We start from the raw sequence: 23417 nt of genomic DNA, 5'->3' as shown, positions 1-23417 counted from the left end.
AAAGCATACCAAAATGGTATGCTTTTTCTTATAGTTTGTAAGTTGAGGTCATAAATCATTTTAAAAGCAAAATGAGAATTGACAACAATATTTTCCTTCTATATACCGAATTGGATTATTTGGGAGATTAATAATTGCCACAGATTGTAATGATTGACCTGTATATGACATTGTGTTGCCAGGATAGACAGTGAAAGTATTTGTCACCTGTCCAATAATTTGAACCGTAACCGCTTCAGTACTACTAGTGCTATTATACACAGAAATATTACCCGATATTTTAAGTACACCATCTCCTTCCCATAAGATTAATGTAGAACCTTCAGAAGGCGGTGGAATTTCTTTTGTTATAAAAAAATTACCAGCGAATTCATTGTTGACTAATTCACAAGATGGTGGGTCAGGGGGAGTAGGTGGATCATAGGGAGGGCAAATGATAGATAAAGGGGCATAACAGCCGATATTTTTTTTACAAGCCATTAATAGCTCCTCCCTTCATAGTTTCTTTTTATTACTATTAAATGTTGCAAAACGATAGTTGTGTTAATAAAGGGGCAAAAAATTTCAGGAAAGTTTGTTTAATAGGCGTCCAACTCATAATCATGAATAAGAGTCTGTTAGACAAAAGATGGTTGTATAAGATAATACAAATAATGTTGGATGTTACAGTAAATTGACTGTATATTTACAAAAATTAAATAAATTTTATTTGTAATTTATATGAAGTTAATATGTGTTCAGTACAATAATCATTGTAATTAATTGATTATATGAGGAGGATTCATGTGGAAAGAACAGCTTTACGAAAAGTAAAAGGACTTATTGGATTATTAATGGTTTTTGTATTAGCGTTCGTATCATTTCCGTGGAGTACATCAGTTAAAGCGGAAGAGAAAAAGCAAGAAAAGGCACCGAGTGAGAAGAAGATAGTTTTTCCAGTTGTAAGTGATGTACATATTAAGAATAGTGGAACGGATGATACGTTTCGCTGGAAACGAGCAATCGAGCAACTGAATACACTTGCACCTAAACAAGATGCGTTTGTAATTGTGGGAGATTTTACTGATTCAGGATCGGTACAACAATACGATCGTTTCATGCAAGTGTATAATGAAAATGCAAATAAAGATGCCGTGCGAATGAATTCTCTTGGTAACCATGATTATTGGAACGGTTTATCTGTAGAGGGCGCACAGAAGCGTTTCTTAGAAAAAACAGGAATGGAATCGATTTACTATCACAAAGTGGTGAAAGGTTACCATTTCCTTGTTATGTCTCCGGAAGATGGGACAACTCATGGATATTATTCAGACAAGCAAATTAATTGGTTAAAAGAAGAAATGGCAAAGGCACAAAAAGATGATCCAGAAAAACCAATTTTCGTATTTTTACACCAACATATTAAAGATACAGTATATGGTAGCCAAGAGTGGGGAACAAAAGATAGTGCAAAAATTAACGAGGTGTTGAAAGCATATCCACAGGTTATTACGTTTTCAGGTCATTCACATTATCCGTTAGATGATCCAAGATCGATTCATCAAAAAGACTTTACATCAGTTGGTACATCTTCAGTAAGTTATATGGAAGTTGAAGGTGGTAAAGTACAAGGGAATATCCCACCAGGAGCTAGTACATTAAGCCAAGGGTTATTAGTAGAAGTAGACGATAAAGAGGTAACGATTAATCGCCGTGATTTCCATACAAATTCTTGGACAGGCGAGCCTTGGAAAATTAAATTACCAGCAAAGAAAGAAACATTTACACATGTAGAAGATCGTGATAAAGAAAAGCCTTACTTTGTAAAGGATGCAAAGCTTGCGGTATCAAATGTAACAGAAAATGCAGCAACAGTAACATTCCCACAAGCGCTGGATAACCTTCTTGTTCATTCTTATCGCGTACAAGCTAGAGATAAGCAAACGGGAGAAATAAAGAACAAATTGTTGGCATTCTCAGAGTTTTATCGTGATCCAGTGCCGAAAGAGCTCACATTTACACTGGCAGGGTTAGATGGTGGGAAAACATATACACTTGAAGTAGTTGCGATTGATTCATTTGGCAATGAAAGTGTACAACCATTAACGGCGGAAATTACTACGAAAAAAGATAATATTGACCCGAATGTGAAAGTACCAAAGGCTGATGTTTTCGATGTAAACTTTGCAGATGGTACATTTAAAGACAATTCACCATTTGGTACAAAAGGTGATGTGAAGGGCAATGTGACTATTGAATATGATAAAGCATTGAAAAAGAATGTTATGAAGCTAAACGGAAAAGCAAACACATTTGGATACCTTCCATTTTCAGCAGCACAAAAAGAGAAAGTTGTAAATACGTTTACGTTAGAAACAGTATTTTCAATGAATGAAATTCGCGGACAAGGTATTTTGCAAAATACAGAGAGTGGCGGAATCGGTTTTGAATCTACAGGAAGTGGCTATGTTGAATTATGGGCTCACATTGGTGGCAGTTATAAACGTGTTGGTGTTCAATTAGAAGCAAACAAAACATATCACTTAACAGGAACGTATAACGGAAGTGAAGTAGCTATTTATGTAGATGGTAAAAAAGTAAATAGCCAACCGGCTACAGGAAAAGTGTATCATCCAAATGTACCATTTGCACTTGGAGCGGATCCTGATAGCAATGGAAATGGTGGTATTCCGTTAAATGGACAAATCGCGCTTGCGAAATTATATAGTAAAGCGTTAAGTTCTTCAGAAGTATTAGCAGCTTACAATGAGTTTTCTAACCGTACGAAGTTAGAGCAAGTAAATGCGTTATTTGAAGAACTTGGAAAAGTAAAAGAAGTGTTAGCTGGTACGTATGAGTTTGGGGATAAGCCAGGTCAATATTCAAAGGAAGCATTTCAAGAATTAGAGAAAAGCTATAATAATGCAAAACAAGTGTTTGAAAATGTAGCGAGTACGGGAGAACAAATTGTTCAAGCATATAATGAATTAAAAACTGCAAATCAAACATTTATACAATCTAAAGTAGTAGAACAACCGAAAACATTGAAAGAAAAATTACAAATGAATATTGAATCTGCAAAAGCAGTAGTGAAAAAAGCGCAAGCTGCAAATGTAACGGACGGTTCAGTGAAATCATTGAGTCAAAAAATTACAGTGGCAGAATCTGTGTTAAAAGATGCGAAAGTAAAGGATGCACAGGTAGAAATGATGAATCGTACATTAGAGTATGCGATTTCACTAGTTGAAAAAAGCATAAACAAATAAGAGAGAAGAGAAAGAAGCTTATCATGATAGGCTTCTTTTTTGTTATACTAAAAGTAGCATAGAATGAAGGAGCGAATAATTTGGAAGAGAAAAAGTTAAAAAGAATTCTTGAATATGTATGGATCGCGGTTGTGCTCCTTGTAGGATATTATTTCTTAAAAGAAAAAAGTATATGGGTTTTATTTTTAATGACGTTTTTATTAGCGGGTTTAGGCACGTTATTTATTAATTTCTTCTTTGATAGTTTAAATGCATGGAAGAAGAAAAAGAAGGGAACGAAGTAAAGGAGGGAATATATGCAAAAGTGGAAGCTCATATATCAGGTGATTATTTTCTTAGTGCTTGTAGGTATTGGAATTATTAAATACGCAACGCTAATAGGGAATTGGGCATCGTTTACAGCTTGCATCGGCATATTTTTCATTTTACAATCGTTAACGAAAAAATATAATAGCACAGAAAGATAGCTCGCCGTTTTATTGGCGAGCTATTTTGTTATGCTTTTTTCTGTTCATCGTTTGCTTTTTCAGTAGCTAAATGACTATGTTTTCTAGAGTAGAAGAAATAGAAGCATAAACCGACTATAAGCCAAGCTATAAAGCTAATCCATGTCGTTTTAGATAAATTAGCCATCAAATATAAACAGCAAAGAATCGCGACAACTGGTAGTACAGGTACGAAAGGTGTGCGGAATCCGCGTTTTAAGTCAGGGTGTGTTTTTCGTAAAATAAGTACTGCGCAGCAAACGAATGTGAAGGCTGTTAATGTGCCGATATTTACTAAATTCGCTAATACGTGCAGATCTAAAAGTCCTGCTAATAAAGCGGCAACAACACCAGTAATCCACGTATTTAATAAAGGGATTTTCACTCTTTTATTTACACGTGCTAACGCTTTTGGAAGTAGGCCATCGCGGCTCATCGCATATGAAACGCGAACTTGTCCATACATAACGACTAAGAGAACGGTTGTCATTCCAGTCATCGCTCCAACAGCGAGTAGTCCTGCAATCGTATCTTCCCCAACGAAATGCAAGGCAAACGCAACTGGATCAGAAACATCTAATTGTGTATACGGAACCATACCTGTTAAAACGAAAGATACAATCATGTATAAAACAGTACAAATAAGAAGGGAACCGATAATGCCAATTGGTAAATCACGCTGTGGTTTTTTCGTTTCTTCCGCAGCGGTTGCGATTGCATCAAAGCCTAAGAAGGCGAAGAATACAGTAGCAGCTCCAGTAATAATACCGTCGTATCCGAATGGGATGAATGGTGTCCAATTTTCAGGTTTTACATATTTTGCACCTGCTACGATAAAGGCGATAATAACTGCTAACTTGATCAGAACCATAATATTATTAATGCGTGCGCTTTCACGTATACCAAAACTTAAAAGACCGGTAATGATGAGTAAAATACAAACAGCTGGTAAATCAATGAGACCACCTTTTCCTACGCCAGGTGCCGAGGCGATTATGGCGGGCAGATGGATGTTAAATCCTTGTAGTAAAGACTGTAAATAACCAGACCAACCGACAGCTACTGCTGCGACTGCCAGTAAATATTCGAGCATTAAACACCATCCGACGATGAAGGCGACGACTTCCCCGACTGTCATGTATGCGTAAGTATACACACTTCCTGAGACAGGAATAGAAGAAGCAAATTCGGCATAACAAAAGGCTACACAAGCACAAGTAAATGCAGCAATAAGAAATGATAACATAATACCAGGACCAGAATGTTTCGCTGCAACAATACCTGTTAATACAAAAATCCCTGTGCCAATTACGGCGCCAATTCCTAAAAACGTTAAATCAAGTGCGGTTAATGTTCTTTGTAGTTGTCGTGGTGATTCAGTAGTAATCGCCTTTTTTCGTAATAATGATTTCACTTTGGACTCTCCCCCCCGTTTTTCATTTCCATAACTGCGAATGTAGTATGAGCCCACTAGAAAAGAGTATGTAAGGAAATCGAGGTACAGTTATGGTGCGTAGTTTTTTAAAATTGCTGGATTAATCTTAATATAATTCAGAATATTTTGTCAAATAAAAATATGACAAATAAAATGCGGATGAATAGGAGAAACTACTTGCAGGGATGGACGAGGGTTAACGACCCACTGATTAAAGTTAAAGTAGGAGAAGATGCTATGTTATTTTATTTTGAACTTGTCGTCATTTTACTTTGTACGAAATTAGCTGGTGATATTAGCGTAAGGCTTGGCCAGCCTTCTGTACTTGGTAAATTAATTATCGGTATTATTATCGGTCCAGCTGTACTTGGTATTATAAATAGTTCTGAACTGATTGATGAGCTGAGTGAGATTGGTGTTTTACTCCTTATGTTTATGGCTGGACTTGAAACAGATTTAGAAGAACTAAATCGGAATTTGAAATCATCATTTGCAGTAGCAGCTGGTGGAATTATTTTTCCTTTCATCGGTGGTTATGTAACAGGATTGCTGTTTGGACTAATACAATCTCATGCAATTTTTTTAGGGTTATTACTTTGCGCAACGTCAGTTAGTATTACAGTGCAAACGCTAAGAGATTTAGGAAAAATGAATACGAGAGAAAGTACAACGATTTTAGGTGCTGCCGTATTTGACGATGTGATCGTCGTTATTTTATTAGCGTTTGTTATGAGTTTTTTAGGAACGCAAGATGTGAATATAACACTTGTTATCGTAAAGAAAATTATTTTCTTCGTCAGCATCGTTTTTATCGCATGGAAAGTTGTTCCGTGGATTATGAAAATGCTTGTACCACTTCGTGTAACAGAAGCTCTAATTAGTGCAGCTCTTATTATTTGTTTCTCTTTTTCGTATTATAGTGAAATGATGGGGATTGCAGGTATTATTGGCGCATTTGCAGCCGGAATTGCCATTTCTCAAACAGAGTATAAGCACGAAGTAGAACATAAAATTGAACCGATTGCGTATGCGATATTTGTGCCAGTGTTCTTCGTAAGTATTGGAATGGAAATTACATTTCAAGGTATTGGAAGCCAGCTCTGGTTCATTATCATTATGACGCTTATTGCGATTTTCACAAAGTTAATTGGATCAGGTTTAGGAGCAAGGCTAACAGGATTCAACCTTCAATCTTCTATTAGTATCGGAGCTGGGATGGTATCACGTGGTGAAGTAGCGCTTATCATCGCAGCGAATGGACTTACGGCAAATTTATTAGCGAAAGAAAATTTCACAGCGATTGTTATTGTCGTTATATTGACGACGATTATTACGCCGCCGCTTTTGAAGAAGTATTTCGTATAGTGAGGAAGGGCTTATCTGACGTGGATAAGCTCTTTTTTTATCCCATTAAAGTCCGATTGGTGAGAGCTGATAATCAGTGGGGGATGAAGAAAACCCCCACTGATTAAAGTTTCACTTTATTGGAAAAAGCAATAGTCATATAGCGTGAATGGGTTGTAATTATGGTAAAATCTACGTATATGATAAGTCGAGGGGAGAAAATGTGTGAAGATTACGAAGGAGAAGGTTATCGGTGTAATCGTACTTATTGCCGTATGTATACCATTTACTGCATGGAAAGAATCAAAAGTGAAAGATTTTCCGGTTTCTATTTTCTCGGAAGAAGCAGATGGTGAGTACGACCAGAAGCTGAAATATACTGCTTTTTTACCTGATGTTGCGATTTGGATGAAAGGTTGGGAAAAGAAGTGGACAGAAGGGGAAAGAACTGTTTATCAAAAAGGGAATCGCATTGTAAATGTGTTTCATCCTCCTGGCGATAATGGTTTTTACTTTCTTGAAGCAAGAGAAAATAAGTAAACGCAACCGTAAGAAGTGGAGGTTAAATAGTGAAAGCTTCAACGTTACTATTTAAAATTGAAAGTAATATGGATCAATTTTCACCAGCTGAAAAGAAGGTTGCCATGTACATAACGGAGAATGCAGAGATTGTTCCGAACTTAACGACGAAAGAAGTGTCAACGAATGCAGGCGCAAGTGAGGCGAGTGTTGTTCGCTTTTGTAAGTCGATCGGAATCGGAAGTTTTAAAGCATTTAAAATCGCGCTCGTTCGCGAATTAACGATTGCTGATTATAATATTAACGATTTTTCAGTGATGAATACGGAAGATGGACCGTACGACTTGTTTAATAAAGTTACGTATGTGAATAAAGCTGCAATTGAGGCGAGCGTGACGGCGATAGATAAAAAAGAACTTGAAAAAGCTGCAGATCGTATTGTAAATGCCGATAAAATTATCTTTTACGGAGTAGGCGGATCAGCTACTCCGGCGATGGACGGAGCTTATAAATTTACAAGGCTCGGATTTACAGCGATGATGCTATCTGATTTTCATATGATGTTGCCGCTTGTGACGAATTTAAAAGAAGGCGATATATTTGTGGCAATTTCAACATCTGGTCGTACGAAAGATGTACTTGAAATGGCGCAATATGCGAAGAGACAAGGTGCAACAGTTATTGCGATTACGAAGCTTGATCAATCATCACCGTTATATAAAGAGGCAGACATTCGTCTTTGTATGCCAGATGTAGAACAAGATCATCGTATTGCAAGTATTGCTTCAAGAATGACGCAATTGAACATGATAGATGCTCTATATGTGATTACCTTTAATCGTATTGGTAATAAAGTGCTGGATCAATTTATGGAAACAAGAGAAGAAGCTTTGCGATTACGGAAGCTAAAATGAGAAGATGGGGAAACCCATCTTTTTTTGCATACGGACGGACATAAATTCGTCATGAAAAGAAATTAAATTTCATAAAATAATAAAGTAATATTGATTTTAAATTTCTTAAAGTTATAATTAAATTATGAAATTAAATTTCAAAGTAGGTGGGAATATGTTAGAAAATTTATCGACAGAACACCGTAATGAAAAGACGATGAATTTAGATGAGATGAGCATAAAAGAAATTCTGCAAAGTATGAATGAAGAAGATCGTACTGTTGCGTTAGCAGTTGAAAATGAAATAGAGCAGATTGAAAAAGTTGTGCAGACTGTTATTAAATCTTTCGAAGAAGAGGGCCGATTAATTTACATTGGGGCTGGTACAAGTGGCCGTTTAGGTATTTTGGACGCAGTGGAATGTCCGCCGACATTTGGCACAGATGATAAAATGGTGCAAGGATTTATAGCAGGTGGATTGAAAGCGTTTACCAAAGCGGTAGAAGGTGCAGAAGACCGTGAAGAGTTAGCAGAAGAAGATTTAAAAAGTATTGGATTAAATGAGAAAGATACAGTGATTGGAATTGCAGCAAGTGGTCGAACTCCTTATGTTATTGGTGGCTTGAAGTACGCGAATCGTATAGGAGCGAGTACAGCGAGTATCTCCTGTAATAAAAATGCTGAAATAAGTAAATATGCAAAACTAAATGTGGAAGTAGAAACAGGCGCAGAAATTTTAACAGGCTCAACGCGTTTGAAGGCTGGTACAGCGCAAAAATTAGTACTCAATATGATTTCAACAGCATCTATGATTGGTGTAGGGAAAGTATATAAAAACTTAATGGTAGATGTGCAATCTACAAATGAAAAATTAGTAGAACGATCAAAACGAATTATTGTGGAAGCAACAGGTGTTAGTTATGAAGTAGCAGCGGAGTATTATGAAAAAGCAGAACGTAACGTGAAAGCTGCGATTGTTATGGTGTTGTTGCAGTGTGAGTATGGGGAAGCACTGCAGAAATTAAAAGAAGCGAAAGGGTTTGTGAAAAAGGCACTATAAAATAATAGGGAGGGGGATTCTATTATGAAGAAAGAAGAGAGAATGGCCAGAGAAATTTCAGAGCAACTTGGGGGAGTAAAGAATATTCGTGGCATTGCTCATTGTATGACGAGACTACGGTTAACGCTTCATGATGAAAGTAAAGTGAACATGGACCTTTTGAAAAAAGTTGAAGGGGTTATGGGCGTTATTGAAGATGAGACGCTTCAAGTTGTTGTTGGTCCGGGAACAGTAAATAAAGTAGCAGCTGAGATGGAAGGTTTAACAGGACTCCGAATTGGTGAAGTGGCAGATCATCACCTTGAAGATCTTGGGCAAGAGATGAAGTCAGAGATGAAGAAGAAAAATAATACACCGGTGAAAAACTTTTTAAGAAAAATAGGAAGTATTTTCATTCCATTAATTCCGGGTCTTGTTGCATCAGGTATTATAAACGGGGTCGCTAACTTTGCGAAAAATGCAGGTGCTGATCCGAATGCAACGTGGCTACAAATGTTGCTACTCATTGGCGGCGGTATCTTTACATTCTTAGGCATTTTAGTCGGCTGGAATACAGCGAAAGAGTTTGGCGGGACACCGGTTCTTGGGGCAATTGCTGGTATTTTAATTTTTAACCCGGCGATGGCGACTGTAAAATTATTCGGTGAAGCGCTCGTACCCGGACGGGGTGGATTGTTTGCCGTTATTTTTGCAGCGTGGCTTATGGTTGTAGTGGAAAAACAAGTTCGAAAAGCTGTGCCAAATGCAGTTGATATTATCGTGACACCGCTTATTACTGTGTTAGTCGTAAGTATCGTAACGATGTTAGCCATTCAGCCGGTAGCAGGTTTCTTATCTGAAGGAATTACAAGCGGCATTAATGGTATTTTAAATATTGGCGGCGCGTTTGCGGGAGCAGTGCTTGCTGGAACATTTTTACCGCTCGTTATGGTCGGATTACATCACGGTTTAACACCAATTCATATGGAATTTATTAATCAAACTCATGTAACACCTTTATTACCAGTACTAGCAATGGCAGGTGCTGGGCAAGTAGGAGCAGCGATTGCCATCTATGTAAAAACAAAAAATAAACGACTTCGTAACGTAATTAAAGGTGCATTACCAGTTGGATTTTTAGGAATTGGCGAACCGTTATTATACGGGGTTACATTACCACTTGGAAAACCGTTTCTTACAGCTTGTTTAGGGGCAGCTGTCGGTGGTGCATTCCAAGCAGTTATGAAAACAGCTGCACTCGGAATTGGTGTATCAGGATTATCATTAATTCCGTTAATTGCTGATAATAAATATTTACTATATTTCCTTGGATTAGTAGTGGCATATACTTTCGGATTCATCTTTACGTACTTCTTCGGATTTAAAGAAGAAATGGCAGAAAACATATAGAGAAAGGGATTCCTTTCTCTTTTTCTATTCATGGAAAGGGAGATTCATATGCTAGGAGTATCAATTTATCTTTCAAAAGAGCGAGTAAAGAAACAAGAAGAATGGCTAAAAGTAGCGAAGGAAAACGGGTTTTCATCTATTTTTACATCACTTCATATACCAGAAGATGACCCTGGTACATATAAAGAGCTAATTCAAATACTTGGGAAGCAGGCTCTTGAAAATGAAATGGAGTTAATGGTCGATGTTTCTCCAAAATCGTTACACCATTTAGAAATGACATACGAAAATGTGGAAGAGTTAGTAGAGTGGGGCATTACTGGTTTACGAATGGACTATGGCATCACGCCGAAAGAAATCGCGCGCGTATCCCATAAAATGAAAGTAGCCTTAAATGCGAGTACGATTACAGATTCATTGTGGAAAGAGTTAATCACTGAAAAAATACGGGTAGAGAATGTAGAAGCGTGGCATAATTTTTACCCGCGCCCAGAAACAGGACTAGCAAAGTCCTTCTTACAAAAACAAAATGAATACTTACATGAGTGCGGAATAAAAACGATGGCATTTATTCCAGGGGATGGGGAGAAACGAGGCCCGTTATATGAAGGCTTACCAACGTTAGAAAAGCACCGCAATATGCGCCCGCTTGAAGCGTACTTAGAACTTGTACAAGCTTGTGGTGTCGATAAAGTGTTAATTGGGGATATAAGCGGAAGTGTAGAAAGTGTACAAGAGATAGCGAGTGCGAGTAGAGGGATTATTCCGTTGCGGTACAAATCGTTTATAACTGATAAAGAAGTATTAAAAATGGTAGAGCAAGTGCATACGAATCGATTAGATCCAGCTCGTGATGTCATTCGCTCAGTAGAATCGCGAGAAGAGCATAAAGTGATTTTACAGCCTATGCATACAATTGCAAGAAAGAAAGGCAGCATTACAATTGATAATGAATTGTACGGTAGATATGCTGGAGAGATGCAAGTTGCTATACATGATTTGCCTGCAGATGAGAAAATGAACGTTGTTGGCATGGTTGTAGAAGAGGATATATCTTTATTGCCGTATGTTGGTGCTGGAAAAATGTTTCAACTTTTTTGTGTAATAGAATAAAAGCTTGAATTAGCGCTATTTTGTAAGAAAACATTATCCGTAAAAGGGATAATGTTTTTTGTTTTCTTTAAAAAAGTATTTGACGAATGAAATGAAATACCGTATTGTTTTGACTTGTAAATAAAAGTTCACCATAACAAAACAAAAAGGAGAGAAAAAAATGAATCAATATATTGGGAATTTAATTATTCGTATCGTGTTAGGAGTAACGTTCTTTGCACATGGTTTAGCGAAGTTTCAATCAGGTATCGATAACGTAGCAGGATGGTTTACAAGCATTGGCTTACCAGGCGGTCTTGCATATGGCGTAGCAACAGTTGAATTAGTTGGTGGTATATTATTAATTATCGGTTTAGGCGTACGATATGTAGGATTGCTATTCGCTCTTATTTTAGCTGGAGCTATCGTAAAGGTAAATGGAGCAGCAGGTTTATTAGGAGATGGAAAGAATCCAGGATATGAATTAGATCTTGCATTATTATCAATGGGTGCGTATTTATTCGTTGTAAAAGCAGAAGGATATGTAGATCGTTTCTTAAAAGAGAAAGTAATGAAAACGAAGTAAACTTATTTATAAATTATTGACTTGAATCATTATTGTAACTATAATGATTACAACGCGTAGAGTAAGAATACAACAATTTAAATATTTTTTTACACGCAGTGTAACAGTTGTAGTTACACTGTGTGTAAAAAATAAATAAAACGGGAGGAAGTAACATGCCTAAAGCAAATTTAGAAATTATTCGAAGTACATATGAAGGATCAGCTTCTTCGAATGCAAAACATTTAGCAGAAGCTCTCTCTGAAAAAGTAGAATGGACGGAGGCAGAAGGGTTCCCGTACGGGGGAACTTATATCGGTGTAGAAGCAATAATGGAAAATGTATTTAGCCGATTAGGATCAGAATGGAATGATTATAAAGCGAGTGTAAATATGTACCATGAAGTAAGCGGAAAAGATGTGATTATTGCTGAAGGTATGTATTCAGGAGTTTATAAAGACACGGGAAAATCATTTGAGGCAGAATTTGTTCATGTATGGCAACTTGAGAACGGTAAAATTGTGAAGTTTAAGCAGTATGTAGATAGTCATCTTGTTAGGGAAGCGATGAAGAGTTAATGCTTTTTAAATGGATCGTAAGTATATGCATTACAATTATAGTAATTTTCTCGTCTATAGTTGGCGGAAAGAAATTGCTTGCATATGTGGAAAAAGAAAATAAAAATATTCAAACCCAGCAAGCGGCAAACGAAAAAGAGAAGAAAGTTGCAGAAGAATCTCCACAAGTTAGTGAAGGTGAAATTATTTCTACTATGCACAAAATGGTACACCAAAAGGTAAAATCCTCTGAAAAATGGGGATTTGTAGAAATGACAAACAAGGAAATTTCTAATGTGAAAAGAGATATTGAAAATAGTAAAGGTTTTCAATATAAAATGAAGTTATTTTCTATTATAAATAGATGGGAAAAAGGAGATTTTTCTCAAACTGTTGAGGAGCACAACTTTTTATGGAGCCTTCAAGGTGGAGATACTGGCAAGGCAACAGAACGTTTATCACCAGAAGAGGAAAAGCAGTATATAAAAGAAATGAAGAATAAATAAAAACATCGCCAACTCAGATGACGATGTTTTTTCATTACGAATGTTTTCGTATTAAAGCTCCAGTTGGCTGAACAGTAACTGTTTTGAAATGAGAAAATAAATAACATCCTGTTACAACGATCATTGTCCCTACAATTTGTATCCATGTTAGTTCTTCACCGAGGAACAGGAATGCTAAAATAGCGGTAAAAATTGGATTAAAGTTTAGAAAAATACCAGATGTAGTTGCTCCTAATTTTTGTACGCCAACATTCCAAAATACCATACAAAGAACTGTGGAAATGAGTCCTGTATATAAAAGTGATGTTATAAAAGAAGTGTTGATATTTGTAACAGTGAAGCTTCCAGTGTTAAATGGCAGTAATAAAATAACGCCGAAAATACCAGAGTATAATGTGGCCATGAGTGGTGTCGTTGTTTTTGTTGCCCATTTACTACAAACAGAATAGATTCCCCAAATGCAAACAGCCGCAATCATCCATAAGTCACCACTATTAAAATGTAGTGAAAATAAAAGTGCAAGGTTACCTTTTAATAGGACGAGGATCACCCCGAAGAATGAAAGAATCATAGATAAAATTTGAAGTGTATTTACTTTTTCTTTTAGAAATAAGACAGAAAATAATGCGATTGAAATTGCGTTTAATGTAGAAATAAGCCCTACATTTGTTGCGGATGTTTTTTCTAATGCTAAAAATTGAAAGATGTTAAAAAGAGCGACCCCTGAAATCCCCATGAGTATTAACGGAAGTATCGCCGCGCGTGGTGGAATGATTTTCTTTTCTTTAAACCATACCATCGGTAATAAACAAACAATCGCAATCATCCATCTTAAACTTGTAAGTGTCATTGGAGATGCGTGATCAACGAGTGATTTTCCAACGACAAAGTTTCCTCCCCATAATAAGCTCGTTAGTAATAGTAAAAAGACATAAAAATAAGGCATATTAAAATCCCCTTTGTTGTAATCAATGTGAATTTTAAATAATTTTAGCATTTTTCTTCTGTATGTAATATATTCTTTTGTATAATGAACAAAAGTCGATAAAATATTTTGTTTTAAATAGTGTTTTAGAAATGATGTTCAGTTTTATATAAGTTGTAAGGTGTTTTTTCGAATAATCATCGGTAAGAAAAAGGGGGAATTGTAATGGAGTCGTCAGTTATTAAAGTGTTGGATGATTTGGACGTACAAATTTTAGATATATTGCAGAAGGAGTCACAAGTAAGTAATGCAGAGCTTGCACGACGCGTTAATTTATCACCAGCTGCAATGCATGCAAGAATTAAAAGGTTAGATGGAGAAGGATTCATTGATAAGCAAGTAGCTATTTTAAACCAAGAAAAGCTTGGTTTTGATTTGTTATGCTTCATTTTTATGAGTACGAATATTCATCAATCGGATAAACTTGAAGTGCTGGAAAAAGAATTAGAAGCGATGCCTGAAGTGTTAGAATGTCACTGCTTAACAGGAGAGTATGATTATTTATTAAAGGTTGCAAATCGTGATCGTAAAGAATTAGAGAAGTTTATTAGAAAGCTAAATAAGCTTGGTATTACAAAGATACAGACGAGTTTAGCACTTCGTGAAATTAAATATTCGACCGTATTACCGATACGAAATGAGGGACCGAGCATCGATTAGATCGCTTGGTTTTTTGTTTGTATAAAGTGATTGACGAGACGAAAAGAGAGATGTATTATTATATAAAATTATGTATTAAAATTCACTTTAAGTTATAAATATTAATATCGGGGACAAGGGGATAGAATATGAAAATCTGTAATGCGGTTACGAGTGATGTGAAAGAAATTTATAATCTCATTGAGATTTACGCAAAAGAGGGAGTGGTTTTACCGCGTTCTCTTTTATCTCTCTATCAATATTTACAATGTTTATATGTTATGAAAGAAGAGGGGGAAATCATCGGAGTTGCTGGTTTACATGTATTAGGAGAGGACCTTGCAGAAGTACGATCGTTAGTCGTTTCGCATACATATGCAGGAAAAGGGATTGGACGTATGTTAGTAAACCATGTAATAAATGAGGCAGCGAAAATAAAAGTGAGTAGAGTTATTTCTTTAACATATGAAACGGAATTTTTTCAAAAGTGCGGGTTTGATTTTGTGAATAGAGATGCTTTGCCAGAGAAAGTATGGATTGATTGTAGGCATTGTCCAAAGGTTGATTATTGTGATGAGGTGGCGATGATTCGGTATGTTGGGTGAATTTTTCAGACAGAAAAAATCCCACTATTATTTACGTAATAGTGGGCATCTGTGTTTTAGGGGAAATTAAGAACTTGAATTCGTTTTTCTTACTGCAAACTTAAAAATGGGGTTTTTAAGTTCATAGTTATAAGTAGAACCATCGACAAGCCCTACAACTTTATCGCTATCGTAAAGATCGAGCATAAATTGTGCCATTTGTTTTGCAGTGTGGAATTTCGGTACAACATTATCGTATTGGAATTCATCAATATCAAATGAACGCTTTGCAAATTCTGTTTCAGTTGCAGCTGGAGCTAAAACTTTTGCTTGCAGTTTTGCGCCTTGTTCCCTCAATTCGTGAGACAACCCTTCTGTAAATGCACTTACGTAGAATTTCGTAGCACAGTACGTAACAGCGTTAGCAACAATCGTGTATCCACCGCCCGATGAAACGTTAATAAGCTGTGTTCCATCAACCATGGAATAATCTCGAACGAAAAGAGAAGAAAGTATCGTTAGTGCTTCTATATTGACATGCAACATCTTCTCTATTTTATTTAAATTTTGTTTGGCAATTGAAGCGAAATTACCAAAACCTGCGTTGTTAATCCACGTTTCAATTTGAAAAGTTTGTAGGCTTTCATAAAGCTTATAAACATTTTCTGTGATGGACAAATCCGTTCTTCGAATGACAACATCCAATTCTGGATTCATTTCGTTAATTTTTAATTTTAATCTGTCTAATTCTTCTTGTCTTCTAGCTACAAGTATTAAGTTCTTTCCGCGAGATGCAAAGGCTAAAGCTGCTTCATAACCGATTCCAGAACTTGCACCAGTAATAACAGTGTATTTCATATAAAATCCCCCTAAGTTCAAATGAATTTATTATAGTTAGATTTTATTTGTTAGAGTATACTCTAAGTCAAATGTTTTTTTATAAATTTGATAAGGTCGTAAAATATATGAGGGTAAGTATGTGGAGGGAGTTAGAGTATGTACACAATTAGCGAGGTGGCTAAATTAATAGGAGTAAGCACTCATACATTACGTTATTATGAAAAGGAAAATATATTAATTGCAAATCGTAATACAAATGGAAATAGAGTGTATGATGAATCACATATAACATGGTTGCAGTTTGTAATGAAATTAAAACAAACGCAAATGCCAATAGCGAAAATAAGGGAATACGCCAGGTTATATTTAGAAGGAGAGCATACAACTGAAGCCCGTTTACAGCTCCTAGAAGATCATAGGAAATCTATTCAAGATCAAAGAGAAAACTTAGTAATTACAGAGAAGATGCTTGAGAATAAAATTATTGCATACAAGGCCTCTTTGGAAAATAAATAGAAAACAAAATCCGCTCCTTAGTTATAGGATAAACATGGATTTGATCTCATAGTGTGTTGGCAAATAAAAAAGAGCAGCTAGCAAAAGCTAACTGCTCTATTCAAGGGATCTCTCCAAGGGGGAGTGGAGAAAATATTATGTTACTAGCAGTATTGACAGATTATTAGGAAATATACAAATCTGATGAAAGAAATTTTAAATAAACTTTCGGCATTGACAGTTTTTAAAATATTCATGTACAATATATATGAATGACATTCAGTCATTTCCTGTGAAAGCGTGTAGTTAGTTTGGAAACGGAACAAATATAAATGGTAAATGAGGATGATAGTTGTTTATATAATAGTAGTGATGAAGGAGTATATTTTTTTAAAACAAAAATGACTGATAGTCAGTCATAAGAGGTGAGAGGTATGAAGAATAGAGCTTGGTTATATGTCATATTAACATGCATCTTTGAAATTTTTTGGGTGTTTGGTTTTAATACGGCCGATACTTGGTGGCATTGGATTATTATTTTAGGCGTTATCGCTGTTGATTTTCACTTCCTTTCTAAAGCGTGTGAACATCTTGCAACAGGGACTGTATATGCCATTTTTGCCGGAGCTGGTACGGTAGGTACTTTCTTAATGGATGTATTCCTTTTCGGCGGAAGTTTTAGTGTAGGGAAATTATTCTTTATCGTGATGGTTGTAGCCGGCGTTATCGGTTTAAAACTAGCTGATAATAAAGAAGAAACTATGGAAGGAGCTGCTTAAGGATGGGTTGGTTTTTCGTATTTTGTGCTGCAATTAGTGAAATAGTCGGTGTGATCGGTCTAAAAATGTATAGTAAAGATAAAACGTTAGCAAATGGTGCACTTTATATAGGTGGGTTTGCTACATCCTTCGCATTCTTGTATACATCTTTCTTATTTTTACAAGTAAGTGTCGCGTATGCAGTTTGGATTGGTATCGGAACAGCAGGTGCCGTTTTATTAAACATGTTCTTGTTTGGTGAGTCGAAAAGTAAAGCACGTATCATTAGTGTAGCTCTTATTGTATGTGGAGTGACAGGGTTAAAGGCTCTTTCTTAAAGGTATTTGGTGTTTTTATCTCCTAATTTTTGGTTAGGAGATTTTATTATGAAAAAAATGATTTCCTCGCAAAGTTCACTATCATTGACAGTACAATCGATTATCTTATAAAATGAGTGACAGTCATTCAATACGCGTGTGAAAGGGTTTAGATGATGAATAAAAAAGAGAAAATTGTCTATGCAGCTATTGAAGTGTTTCAGGAAAAGGGCGTTGAAAAAACGAAGATTTCTGATATCGTGAAATTGGCTGGCATTGCACAAGGAACTTTCTATTTATATTTTCCTTCTAAGTTATCTGTTATGCCTGCAATAGCAGAAGTGATGGTTGAGAAGATGATCCTTGCAGTGAAAGAAAAAGTGCAAAATGATGCGCCTTTTTCAAATAAAGTTACGCAAGTAATAGATGCGGTGTTTCACTTCATAGCGGAATATCGTGAAATACAAGCTTTAATGTATGCAGGTCTTGCATCTACGGAACATATAAAAGAATGGGAAGCTGTGTATGAGCCTCTTTATATGTGGCTAAGTGAATTTTTAAGTGGGGCGAAAGAAGCTGGTGAAATTCGTGATTCGGTTCACGCAGAGCGAACAGCGAAGTTATTTATCGCTCTAGTTGAATCAGCAGCAGAACAAGTATATTTATATGATCATAAAGATGATGAGCAAGTTGAGCTACAAAAGGCAGAAGTACTAGATTTTTTAACACATGCATTACATATAAAGAAATAGTGAGATGAACCTGTCTGAGAAGGTAGGTTCATTTTTGAGGAAAACTGAATGATAGTCATTCACCTAATGCGTATGTATGTGTGGAAGGATACAGTGAAATTCTAACGAGTAGGGGCATCTCTACTCATGATTAGCCCACAAATAGCAGGATAAAGAAAAAGCTTCTTGGGCATTATTTTTTTGAGGGGAGCTTACGGGAAGAGGTGTTGAAAGTGAAGAAACCGATAAAAGAACAAAAGATGGTATTGGTCATTCTTTTGAGTAATATATTTATCGCTTTTTTAGGGATTGGATTAATCATTCCGGTTATGCCGTCCTTTATGAATGATATGGGTTTAACAGGTAAGACGATGGGATATCTCGTTGCAGTGTTTGCAATGGCTCAGCTTATTGCTTCACCTATTACAGGCCGATGGGTCGATCTTTACGGTAGGAAGAAAATGATCATCATTGGATTATTTATTTTTGGTGTTTCAGAGCTTCTTTTTGGATTAGGAACAGATGTATGGATGCTATATGCAGCGAGGGTGTTAGGCGGAATTAGTGCTGCGTTTATTATGCCTGGTGTTACTGCATATGTTGCGGATATTACATCTATGCAGGAACGTCCAAAGGCGATGGGATATTTATCTGCTGCTATTAGTACCGGCTTTATTATAGGTCCTGGAATCGGCGGATTTATTGCAGAATACGGTATACGTGTGCCGTTTTTCGTTGCAGCAGCAATTGCTTTTATAGCATGTGTAATTTCGATCTTTATTTTAAAAGAACCGTTAACGAAAGAGGAGCTTGCAGAGATTTCTTCTAATACGAAAGAATCAAGCTTTATTGGTGATTTAAAGAAATCATTACATCCAATGTATGCAATCGCATTTATTATCGTATTTGTACTTGCGTTTGGTTTATCAGCGTATGAAACTGTGTTTAGTCTGTTTTCTGATCATAAGTTTGGATTTACACCGAAAGATATTGCAGCAATTATTACAATTAGTTCAATCTTTGGGGTAGTTGTGCAAGTATTTATGTTTGGTAAATTGGTTGATATATTCGGTGAAAAAGTGTTAATTCAAATATGTTTAATTGTAGGTGCAGTATTAGCGTTCGTTTCAACTGTAGTCTTTAATTATTGGATTGTACTTCTCGTTACGTGCTTCATTTTCCTTGCATTTGATTTACTTCGTCCAGCTTTAACGACGTTTTTATCAAAAGCAGCTGGAAAAGAGCAAGGGTTCGTTGCTGGTATGAATTCGACTTATACGAGCTTAGGAAATATCGCAGGACCAGCGATGGGCGGAATATTATTTGATATGAATATTCATTATCCATATGCCTTTTCAGGAGTTGTTTTAATAGTTGGTCTTGCTATTACATTTATGTGGAGAGAGAAACAGTTGGCTGAAAGTTTTGCGAAGTAATAAAACCCCTTACGACGGTAAGGGGTTTTTGTTTTATAAGCTTAATCCAAACCGTTTTAATTCAATAAATATCCCCTCTAATTGCTTTCCTTTATCCGTTAATGTGTACTCTACACGAGGCGGAACTTCTGGATATACTTTTCTCGTTATAATGCCTTGAGACTCTAATTCTTTTAGTCGAAGCGATAATGTTTTTGGACTAATACCATCCATTGATTTTTGTAAATCACTAAAGCGTAATGTTCCTTCGATAAGAAGATCACGAATGATTAAAAATGTCCATTTCGTACGAATTACATCAAGCGTTTTAGCGATAGGACAAGGTATGCCAGGTAAACCTTTCGTTAATTCAACTGAATCTATATTGTTCATGGAACTAGCCTCCATAAAATTTTTTTGGCTGAATTTTCTTTATAGTATCACATAACTATACTTTTGGTAACTATATGAAAAAAATATCACTACTTCCATAAAGGAAGTTAGTGCATATACAATAGCAATACGAAATACAAAGGGTTTAGATGAGGAGGAGGTGATTTTCATGGGGATAAAAAAGTTGTTTAGATTCCTTAGTTTGTTTGTTGTTTGTATTGTACTTGTAGCATGCGGCGTGGAAGAAAAAACGGAAGTCCAGTTATTAAAAGAAATGCCAAAGCCAAAAGCGATGACAATTGATCCCTCATTAAGTCAAAAGGAGGCGACCGAAATGGTTCATGCAGCGCAGCGTTTTTATGCATTTTGGGATACAGGTAAAGAGGAGCTTATTCCGCAGACTGTTACTGAAAATTTTTTCGATCATACATTGCCGAAAGGGCGACCACAAGGCACGGAAGGATTAAAATTTGCGGCGCAAAATTTTCGTAAAATCGTTCCTAATATACATTGCGAAATTGAAGATTTATTAGTCGTTGGTGATAAAGTAACAGCTCGTCTTTCTTTTACAGGAACGCATAACGATAAAAAAATCGATTTTTTTGCAATTGATATTTTACATGTAAAAGACGGAAAGATTACAGAAGACTGGCATTTAGAAGATAATCTTACGCTGAAACAACAACTTGGGTTAATAGCTGAGGAGTAAATTATATAGGGGAGAGAAAAGTGATGAAAAATATATTTATTATAAATGGACATGAAAAATACGGTACGAAAGAAGGACGATTAAATAAAACGTTAGTTGATTATATGGTAACGGTATTAAGTGAGAAGCATCATGTGAAAACAACAACGATTCAAGATGGCTATAGTATTAAAGAAGAACAAGAGAAGTTTTTATGGGCTGATGTGGTGATTTATCAAACGCCAATTTATTGGTTTAGTGTACCGGGCTTATTTAAAACGTATATGGATGAAGTGTATGAATACGGTTTGTTCTTTAAAGGTGCAGATGAATATGGAACAGGTGGTTTATTAACAGAGAAAGAGTATATGTTCTCTACAACTTGGAATGCACCTGAAAATTCTTTTGGAGATAAGACGAAGTTCTTTGAAGGGGAAAGTCTAGAATCAACGCTTAGTCATTTACACCGCGTGCAGAAGTTTCTTGGTATGAGCCCGTTAAAGAGCTTTGCTTGTTATGATGTGGTGAAGAATCCGGATATTGAGCAGTATTTATTGAACTTGAAAGATCATTTAGATGGAGTAATTAAATAATAGTTTATACTTGTATGTGAAGAAGGTACTACTAAGGATGTAGTACCTTCTCCTTTTATAAAAACTCATACTTTAATACGTAGATGGCTGTATCCATAACTTCGCAAAATTTGCCCAGCCGAATGAATCAATTGTTACATTTTTTAAAGCAGAAGGATATGTTTTTCTTTTTAAAACGTGATAATTAAATAAAATGATTTGTTCTGTTTGTAAAAATTCTTCGATCTCATACATGAGCTCATAGCGCTTCTCTTTATTTTCTTCTAATAAAAAGGTATCAAGTAAGCAGTTAATTTGTTTTTCATAGTGCGGGTCCATGAACCGATTTACGAAGCAACTTTTATTTTTAAATACATTTAAGAATGCAAGTTCATGATCGGCAGCAAATACTTCTCCCATGAAAATAATATCGGCATGTTGATCGATAGAACGGTTCATATAATCTGAAACGAGAAAGGGGTGAAGCTCTACTTGTATACCTAAACTTTCACATCGTTCTTTTAGGAAATATGCATCATTTGCACTATCTTTAAATGCGAAGAAATAAATGTGTATCGTTTCTCCATTATAGGTGCTCTTCTTTAAATACTCTTTCGCTTTTTTTAAAGAGTAGGACCTTGTAGGACTTTTGCGGCTTCTTTCAGGGAAAAAGCTTGATGCAGCAATTGTCCGTCTGCCTTCTATGCTACGAAGTATCGTTTCAACGTCATATAGTTCTCTCCAAGCCTTTCGAAAGTAAATGTCGTGATGAGGACCAGGTTTTGTAAAGTTGAAGCCAGCATAAATACAACCTATTTCTTCTATTTGTATATTGTGTCTTTCATTTTTCTCTTCATTTGGTAGTTCATAATCAGCATCGATTTGTACATGATCAGGAATACCCCAAAATTCAATACGGTCTAATAAAGCGCGCTCTTTAAAATAATGAGTGAACGCTTCGAGCACGATATTATCTTCAGAGTAATGAGCAAGTTTGAAAGGTCCAGTACCTATGTAATGATGATTTTGGATACTCACATCACGCGGTAAAATTGCTAATTGTATGGAACTTACATAGTGTAAGAAAAATAAATTTGGTTTTGCTAAATGAAATCGAATTTGCAGTGGTGATGGCGTTTCAATTTGAACAATTTCTTCTGTTAACCATTCAAAAGGAGAGTGAACTTCTTTTAGTCTTTCAAATGAAAATTGTACATCTTTAGAAGTTAAAACTGTTTCGTTATGAAAATGAATGTCCTTTCGTAAATAAAAAGTCCACGTCAGCCCGTCTTCACTTAATTCCCACGTATGCGCAATGTGTGGCTCCATTTTTTCCGTAACATCGTTATAAACGACTAACGTATCAAAAATTTGACTTGTAAGATGGCTTTCTGTAGTTACAGCCACAAAAGCTGGATCTAAGGGGAATATCTTTCTCGATATAGGAATCTTTAATATGTCGTACATATCATTTGAAGGTTCGTATCCAAAATGATGATGTAGTTTATTTTCTATCTTTTTTTGAAGTGCAAGGGGTAGGGGTTCTTTTAAAAGAAGAAAGATATCTTTTAATTTTTCTTGCGCTAACAGTTCATCTGTATAGGACTCAATCGCTTCTACGAAATTATGTATAAATAGAATTTCCGTTTTATTCCCGCGGCCTCGCCCTGGAGTCCAGCTAATTAATTGCTCCTCGCTCATTTTCTTTAATAAAATCTTTACGTTTTTCGTACTGCAATATAAAGCATCCGCTAATTCTTGTAAGCTATTTCGCATATGCTGTTGATCTTGTGCATGTAGTCTTAGTCTAATGTAATAGTCCATAATTTTCATATATACACTTCCTTCTATCATAAAAGGGGAAACTCTTTAGAATATTCTAACCTTTTTCTTCCTTTTTTTCAAAGTAA

General features: G+C 35.9%; 27 protein-coding genes. 21 read left to right on the top strand and 6 right to left on the bottom strand.

Features of this window, described 5'->3' with window-relative positions; genetic code table 11:
- Nucleotides 1-60 precede the first annotated feature (60 nt).
- Nucleotides 61-480: an S-Ena type endospore appendage gene (locus tag ACTFRS_RS19985; RefSeq protein ID WP_016716547.1), complete on the bottom strand. Its 420-nt coding sequence runs from the start codon at nucleotides 478-480 to the stop codon at nucleotides 61-63.
- Between the two features lie 305 nt (nucleotides 481-785).
- Between ACTFRS_RS19985 and ACTFRS_RS19980 the strand changes: the two genes are divergently transcribed.
- From ACTFRS_RS19980 to ACTFRS_RS19970, 3 genes are all read left to right on the top strand, one after another.
- A complete protein-coding gene (locus ACTFRS_RS19980) occupies nucleotides 786-3245 on the top strand; it encodes a LamG-like jellyroll fold domain-containing protein (protein WP_440025663.1) in 2460 nt (819 codons plus the stop codon).
- An 80-nt stretch (nucleotides 3246-3325) separates the two neighbouring features.
- The gene (locus ACTFRS_RS19975) at nucleotides 3326-3529 is read left to right on the top strand and encodes a hypothetical protein (protein WP_000391504.1); all 204 of its coding nucleotides are present in this window, start codon (nucleotides 3326-3328) and stop codon (nucleotides 3527-3529) included.
- A 12-nt stretch (nucleotides 3530-3541) separates the two neighbouring features.
- On the top strand, nucleotides 3542-3712 hold the full coding sequence (locus tag ACTFRS_RS19970) for a hypothetical protein (RefSeq protein ID WP_001174849.1): 171 nt from the start codon (nucleotides 3542-3544) through the stop codon (nucleotides 3710-3712).
- 28 nt (nucleotides 3713-3740) lie between these two features.
- Here ACTFRS_RS19970 and ACTFRS_RS19965 read toward each other — a convergent pair whose 3' ends face one another.
- Complete coding sequence (locus tag ACTFRS_RS19965) at nucleotides 3741-5144, bottom strand: amino acid permease (protein ID WP_000838699.1); 1404 nt, start codon at nucleotides 5142-5144, stop codon at nucleotides 3741-3743.
- A gap of 162 nt (nucleotides 5145-5306) precedes the next feature.
- Between ACTFRS_RS19965 and ACTFRS_RS19960 the strand changes: the two genes are divergently transcribed.
- The 9 genes from ACTFRS_RS19960 (at nucleotide 5307) to ACTFRS_RS19920 (ending at nucleotide 13090) form a co-directional block, all read left to right on the top strand.
- Entirely contained in the window at nucleotides 5307-6530 is a 1224-nt protein-coding gene (locus ACTFRS_RS19960) for a cation:proton antiporter (protein ID WP_373696334.1), read from the top strand.
- Nucleotides 6531-6734: 204 nt separating this feature from the next.
- Complete coding sequence (locus ACTFRS_RS19955) at nucleotides 6735-7049, top strand: outer surface protein (RefSeq protein ID WP_440025666.1); 315 nt, start codon at nucleotides 6735-6737, stop codon at nucleotides 7047-7049.
- A gap of 29 nt (nucleotides 7050-7078) precedes the next feature.
- A complete protein-coding gene (locus ACTFRS_RS19950) occupies nucleotides 7079-7942 on the top strand; it encodes a MurR/RpiR family transcriptional regulator (RefSeq protein WP_000648180.1) in 864 nt (287 codons plus the stop codon).
- A gap of 154 nt (nucleotides 7943-8096) precedes the next feature.
- On the top strand, nucleotides 8097-8981 hold the full coding sequence (murQ, locus tag ACTFRS_RS19945) for an N-acetylmuramic acid 6-phosphate etherase (protein ID WP_440025668.1): 885 nt from the start codon (nucleotides 8097-8099) through the stop codon (nucleotides 8979-8981).
- A gap of 24 nt (nucleotides 8982-9005) precedes the next feature.
- The gene (locus ACTFRS_RS19940) at nucleotides 9006-10370 is read left to right on the top strand and encodes a PTS transporter subunit EIIC (protein WP_431085227.1); all 1365 of its coding nucleotides are present in this window, start codon (nucleotides 9006-9008) and stop codon (nucleotides 10368-10370) included.
- A gap of 48 nt (nucleotides 10371-10418) precedes the next feature.
- On the top strand, nucleotides 10419-11483 hold the full coding sequence (locus tag ACTFRS_RS19935; RefSeq protein ID WP_440025670.1) for a DUF871 domain-containing protein: 1065 nt from the start codon (nucleotides 10419-10421) through the stop codon (nucleotides 11481-11483).
- Between the two features lie 160 nt (nucleotides 11484-11643).
- Nucleotides 11644-12048, top strand: coding sequence for a DoxX family protein (locus tag ACTFRS_RS19930; RefSeq protein ID WP_001077751.1), 405 nt, complete (start codon nucleotides 11644-11646; stop codon nucleotides 12046-12048).
- 155 nt (nucleotides 12049-12203) lie between these two features.
- Complete coding sequence (locus tag ACTFRS_RS19925) at nucleotides 12204-12605, top strand: nuclear transport factor 2 family protein (protein WP_001123573.1); 402 nt, start codon at nucleotides 12204-12206, stop codon at nucleotides 12603-12605.
- Nucleotides 12605-13090: a PRK06770 family protein gene (locus ACTFRS_RS19920; RefSeq protein WP_000898004.1), complete on the top strand. Its 486-nt coding sequence runs from the start codon at nucleotides 12605-12607 to the stop codon at nucleotides 13088-13090. Before ACTFRS_RS19925 ends, ACTFRS_RS19920 begins: the two co-directional genes overlap by 1 nt.
- A 34-nt stretch (nucleotides 13091-13124) precedes the next feature.
- Here the strand turns inward: ACTFRS_RS19920 and ACTFRS_RS19915 are convergent, their stop codons facing one another.
- On the bottom strand, nucleotides 13125-14036 hold the full coding sequence (locus ACTFRS_RS19915; RefSeq protein WP_001146281.1) for a DMT family transporter: 912 nt from the start codon (nucleotides 14034-14036) through the stop codon (nucleotides 13125-13127).
- 204 nt (nucleotides 14037-14240) lie between these two features.
- On the opposite strand from ACTFRS_RS19915, the gene ACTFRS_RS19910 reads away from it, so the two are divergent.
- Together ACTFRS_RS19910 and ACTFRS_RS19905 are read left to right on the top strand one after the other, a co-directional pair.
- Nucleotides 14241-14735 (top strand): Lrp/AsnC family transcriptional regulator, encoded by a 495-nt coding sequence (locus tag ACTFRS_RS19910; RefSeq protein WP_242293458.1) that lies wholly within the window; start codon nucleotides 14241-14243, stop codon nucleotides 14733-14735.
- Between the two features lie 128 nt (nucleotides 14736-14863).
- Entirely contained in the window at nucleotides 14864-15319 is a 456-nt protein-coding gene (locus tag ACTFRS_RS19905; protein ID WP_029437582.1) for an N-acetyltransferase, read from the top strand.
- A 66-nt stretch (nucleotides 15320-15385) separates the two neighbouring features.
- On the opposite strand, the gene ACTFRS_RS19900 is transcribed toward ACTFRS_RS19905, so the two are convergent.
- Nucleotides 15386-16156, bottom strand: coding sequence for an SDR family NAD(P)-dependent oxidoreductase (locus ACTFRS_RS19900; RefSeq protein ID WP_000878069.1), 771 nt, complete (start codon nucleotides 16154-16156; stop codon nucleotides 15386-15388).
- Between the two features lie 138 nt (nucleotides 16157-16294).
- Here ACTFRS_RS19900 and ACTFRS_RS19895 point away from each other — a divergent pair, with 138 nt between their 5' ends.
- The 5 genes from ACTFRS_RS19895 (at nucleotide 16295) to ACTFRS_RS19875 (ending at nucleotide 19875) form a co-directional block, all read left to right on the top strand.
- Nucleotides 16295-16654 (top strand): MerR family transcriptional regulator, encoded by a 360-nt coding sequence (locus ACTFRS_RS19895; protein ID WP_000288057.1) that lies wholly within the window; start codon nucleotides 16295-16297, stop codon nucleotides 16652-16654.
- Nucleotides 16655-17067: 413 nt separating this feature from the next.
- Nucleotides 17068-17412, top strand: coding sequence for a DMT family transporter (locus ACTFRS_RS19890; RefSeq protein WP_000796013.1), 345 nt, complete (start codon nucleotides 17068-17070; stop codon nucleotides 17410-17412).
- Nucleotides 17413-17414: 2 nt separating this feature from the next.
- Entirely contained in the window at nucleotides 17415-17729 is a 315-nt protein-coding gene (locus tag ACTFRS_RS19885) for a DMT family transporter (protein ID WP_000539674.1), read from the top strand.
- A 152-nt stretch (nucleotides 17730-17881) separates the two neighbouring features.
- Complete coding sequence (locus ACTFRS_RS19880) at nucleotides 17882-18460, top strand: TetR family transcriptional regulator (protein ID WP_041184468.1); 579 nt, start codon at nucleotides 17882-17884, stop codon at nucleotides 18458-18460.
- 212 nt (nucleotides 18461-18672) lie between these two features.
- Nucleotides 18673-19875 (top strand): MFS transporter, encoded by a 1203-nt coding sequence (locus ACTFRS_RS19875; RefSeq protein WP_048554199.1) that lies wholly within the window; start codon nucleotides 18673-18675, stop codon nucleotides 19873-19875.
- Between the two features lie 33 nt (nucleotides 19876-19908).
- On the opposite strand, the gene ACTFRS_RS19870 is transcribed toward ACTFRS_RS19875, so the two are convergent.
- The gene (locus ACTFRS_RS19870; RefSeq protein ID WP_001059476.1) at nucleotides 19909-20247 is read right to left on the bottom strand and encodes a winged helix-turn-helix transcriptional regulator; all 339 of its coding nucleotides are present in this window, start codon (nucleotides 20245-20247) and stop codon (nucleotides 19909-19911) included.
- A 169-nt stretch (nucleotides 20248-20416) separates the two neighbouring features.
- Here ACTFRS_RS19870 and ACTFRS_RS19865 point away from each other — a divergent pair, with 169 nt between their 5' ends.
- The gene (locus tag ACTFRS_RS19865; protein ID WP_000511567.1) at nucleotides 20417-20956 is read left to right on the top strand and encodes an ester cyclase; all 540 of its coding nucleotides are present in this window, start codon (nucleotides 20417-20419) and stop codon (nucleotides 20954-20956) included.
- Between the two features lie 23 nt (nucleotides 20957-20979).
- Nucleotides 20980-21528 carry an NAD(P)H-dependent oxidoreductase gene (locus tag ACTFRS_RS19860; protein ID WP_011040036.1) on the top strand — a complete coding sequence of 183 codons (549 nt, stop codon included), beginning with the start codon at nucleotides 20980-20982 and terminating at the stop codon, nucleotides 21526-21528.
- A 72-nt stretch (nucleotides 21529-21600) separates the two neighbouring features.
- On the opposite strand, the gene ACTFRS_RS19855 is transcribed toward ACTFRS_RS19860, so the two are convergent.
- The gene (locus tag ACTFRS_RS19855; protein WP_242293456.1) at nucleotides 21601-23361 is read right to left on the bottom strand and encodes an SgrR family transcriptional regulator; all 1761 of its coding nucleotides are present in this window, start codon (nucleotides 23359-23361) and stop codon (nucleotides 21601-21603) included.
- Nucleotides 23362-23417: the final 56 nt, after the last annotated feature.

The sequence above is a fragment of the Bacillus cereus group sp. MYBK139-1 genome (genome assembly GCF_051916915.1).
Classification (GTDB): Bacteria; Bacillota; Bacilli; order Bacillales; family Bacillaceae_G; genus Bacillus_A; species Bacillus_A pacificus.
Note: the sequence above shows the minus strand (reverse complement) of the source record. Positions and strands in the feature narration are given on the sequence as shown.

Coding starts and splice junctions, on each gene's coding strand:
- ACTFRS_RS19970 (WP_001174849.1), top strand. CDS start 3,542: ATGCAAAAGTGGAAGCTCATATATCAGGTGATTATTTTCTTAGTGCTT.
- ACTFRS_RS19925 (WP_001123573.1), top strand. CDS start 12,204: ATGCCTAAAGCAAATTTAGAAATTATTCGAAGTACATATGAAGGATCA.
- ACTFRS_RS19870 (WP_001059476.1), bottom strand. CDS start 20,247: ATGAACAATATAGATTCAGTTGAATTAACGAAAGGTTTACCTGGCATA.
- ACTFRS_RS19935 (WP_440025670.1), top strand. CDS start 10,419: ATGCTAGGAGTATCAATTTATCTTTCAAAAGAGCGAGTAAAGAAACAA.
- ACTFRS_RS19855 (WP_242293456.1), bottom strand. CDS start 23,361: ATGATAGAAGGAAGTGTATATATGAAAATTATGGACTATTACATTAGA.
- ACTFRS_RS19920 (WP_000898004.1), top strand. CDS start 12,605: ATGCTTTTTAAATGGATCGTAAGTATATGCATTACAATTATAGTAATT.
- ACTFRS_RS19880 (WP_041184468.1), top strand. CDS start 17,882: ATGATGAATAAAAAAGAGAAAATTGTCTATGCAGCTATTGAAGTGTTT.
- ACTFRS_RS19895 (WP_000288057.1), top strand. CDS start 16,295: ATGTACACAATTAGCGAGGTGGCTAAATTAATAGGAGTAAGCACTCAT.
- murQ (WP_440025668.1), top strand. CDS start 8,097: ATGTTAGAAAATTTATCGACAGAACACCGTAATGAAAAGACGATGAAT.
- ACTFRS_RS19985 (WP_016716547.1), bottom strand. CDS start 480: ATGGCTTGTAAAAAAAATATCGGCTGTTATGCCCCTTTATCTATCATT.
- ACTFRS_RS19910 (WP_242293458.1), top strand. CDS start 14,241: ATGGAGTCGTCAGTTATTAAAGTGTTGGATGATTTGGACGTACAAATT.
- ACTFRS_RS19865 (WP_000511567.1), top strand. CDS start 20,417: ATGGGGATAAAAAAGTTGTTTAGATTCCTTAGTTTGTTTGTTGTTTGT.
- ACTFRS_RS19930 (WP_001077751.1), top strand. CDS start 11,644: ATGAATCAATATATTGGGAATTTAATTATTCGTATCGTGTTAGGAGTA.
- ACTFRS_RS19905 (WP_029437582.1), top strand. CDS start 14,864: ATGAAAATCTGTAATGCGGTTACGAGTGATGTGAAAGAAATTTATAAT.
- ACTFRS_RS19960 (WP_373696334.1), top strand. CDS start 5,307: ATGACAAATAAAATGCGGATGAATAGGAGAAACTACTTGCAGGGATGG.
- ACTFRS_RS19885 (WP_000539674.1), top strand. CDS start 17,415: ATGGGTTGGTTTTTCGTATTTTGTGCTGCAATTAGTGAAATAGTCGGT.
- ACTFRS_RS19890 (WP_000796013.1), top strand. CDS start 17,068: ATGAAGAATAGAGCTTGGTTATATGTCATATTAACATGCATCTTTGAA.
- ACTFRS_RS19860 (WP_011040036.1), top strand. CDS start 20,980: ATGAAAAATATATTTATTATAAATGGACATGAAAAATACGGTACGAAA.
- ACTFRS_RS19940 (WP_431085227.1), top strand. CDS start 9,006: ATGAAGAAAGAAGAGAGAATGGCCAGAGAAATTTCAGAGCAACTTGGG.
- ACTFRS_RS19900 (WP_000878069.1), bottom strand. CDS start 16,156: ATGAAATACACTGTTATTACTGGTGCAAGTTCTGGAATCGGTTATGAA.
- ACTFRS_RS19915 (WP_001146281.1), bottom strand. CDS start 14,036: ATGCCTTATTTTTATGTCTTTTTACTATTACTAACGAGCTTATTATGG.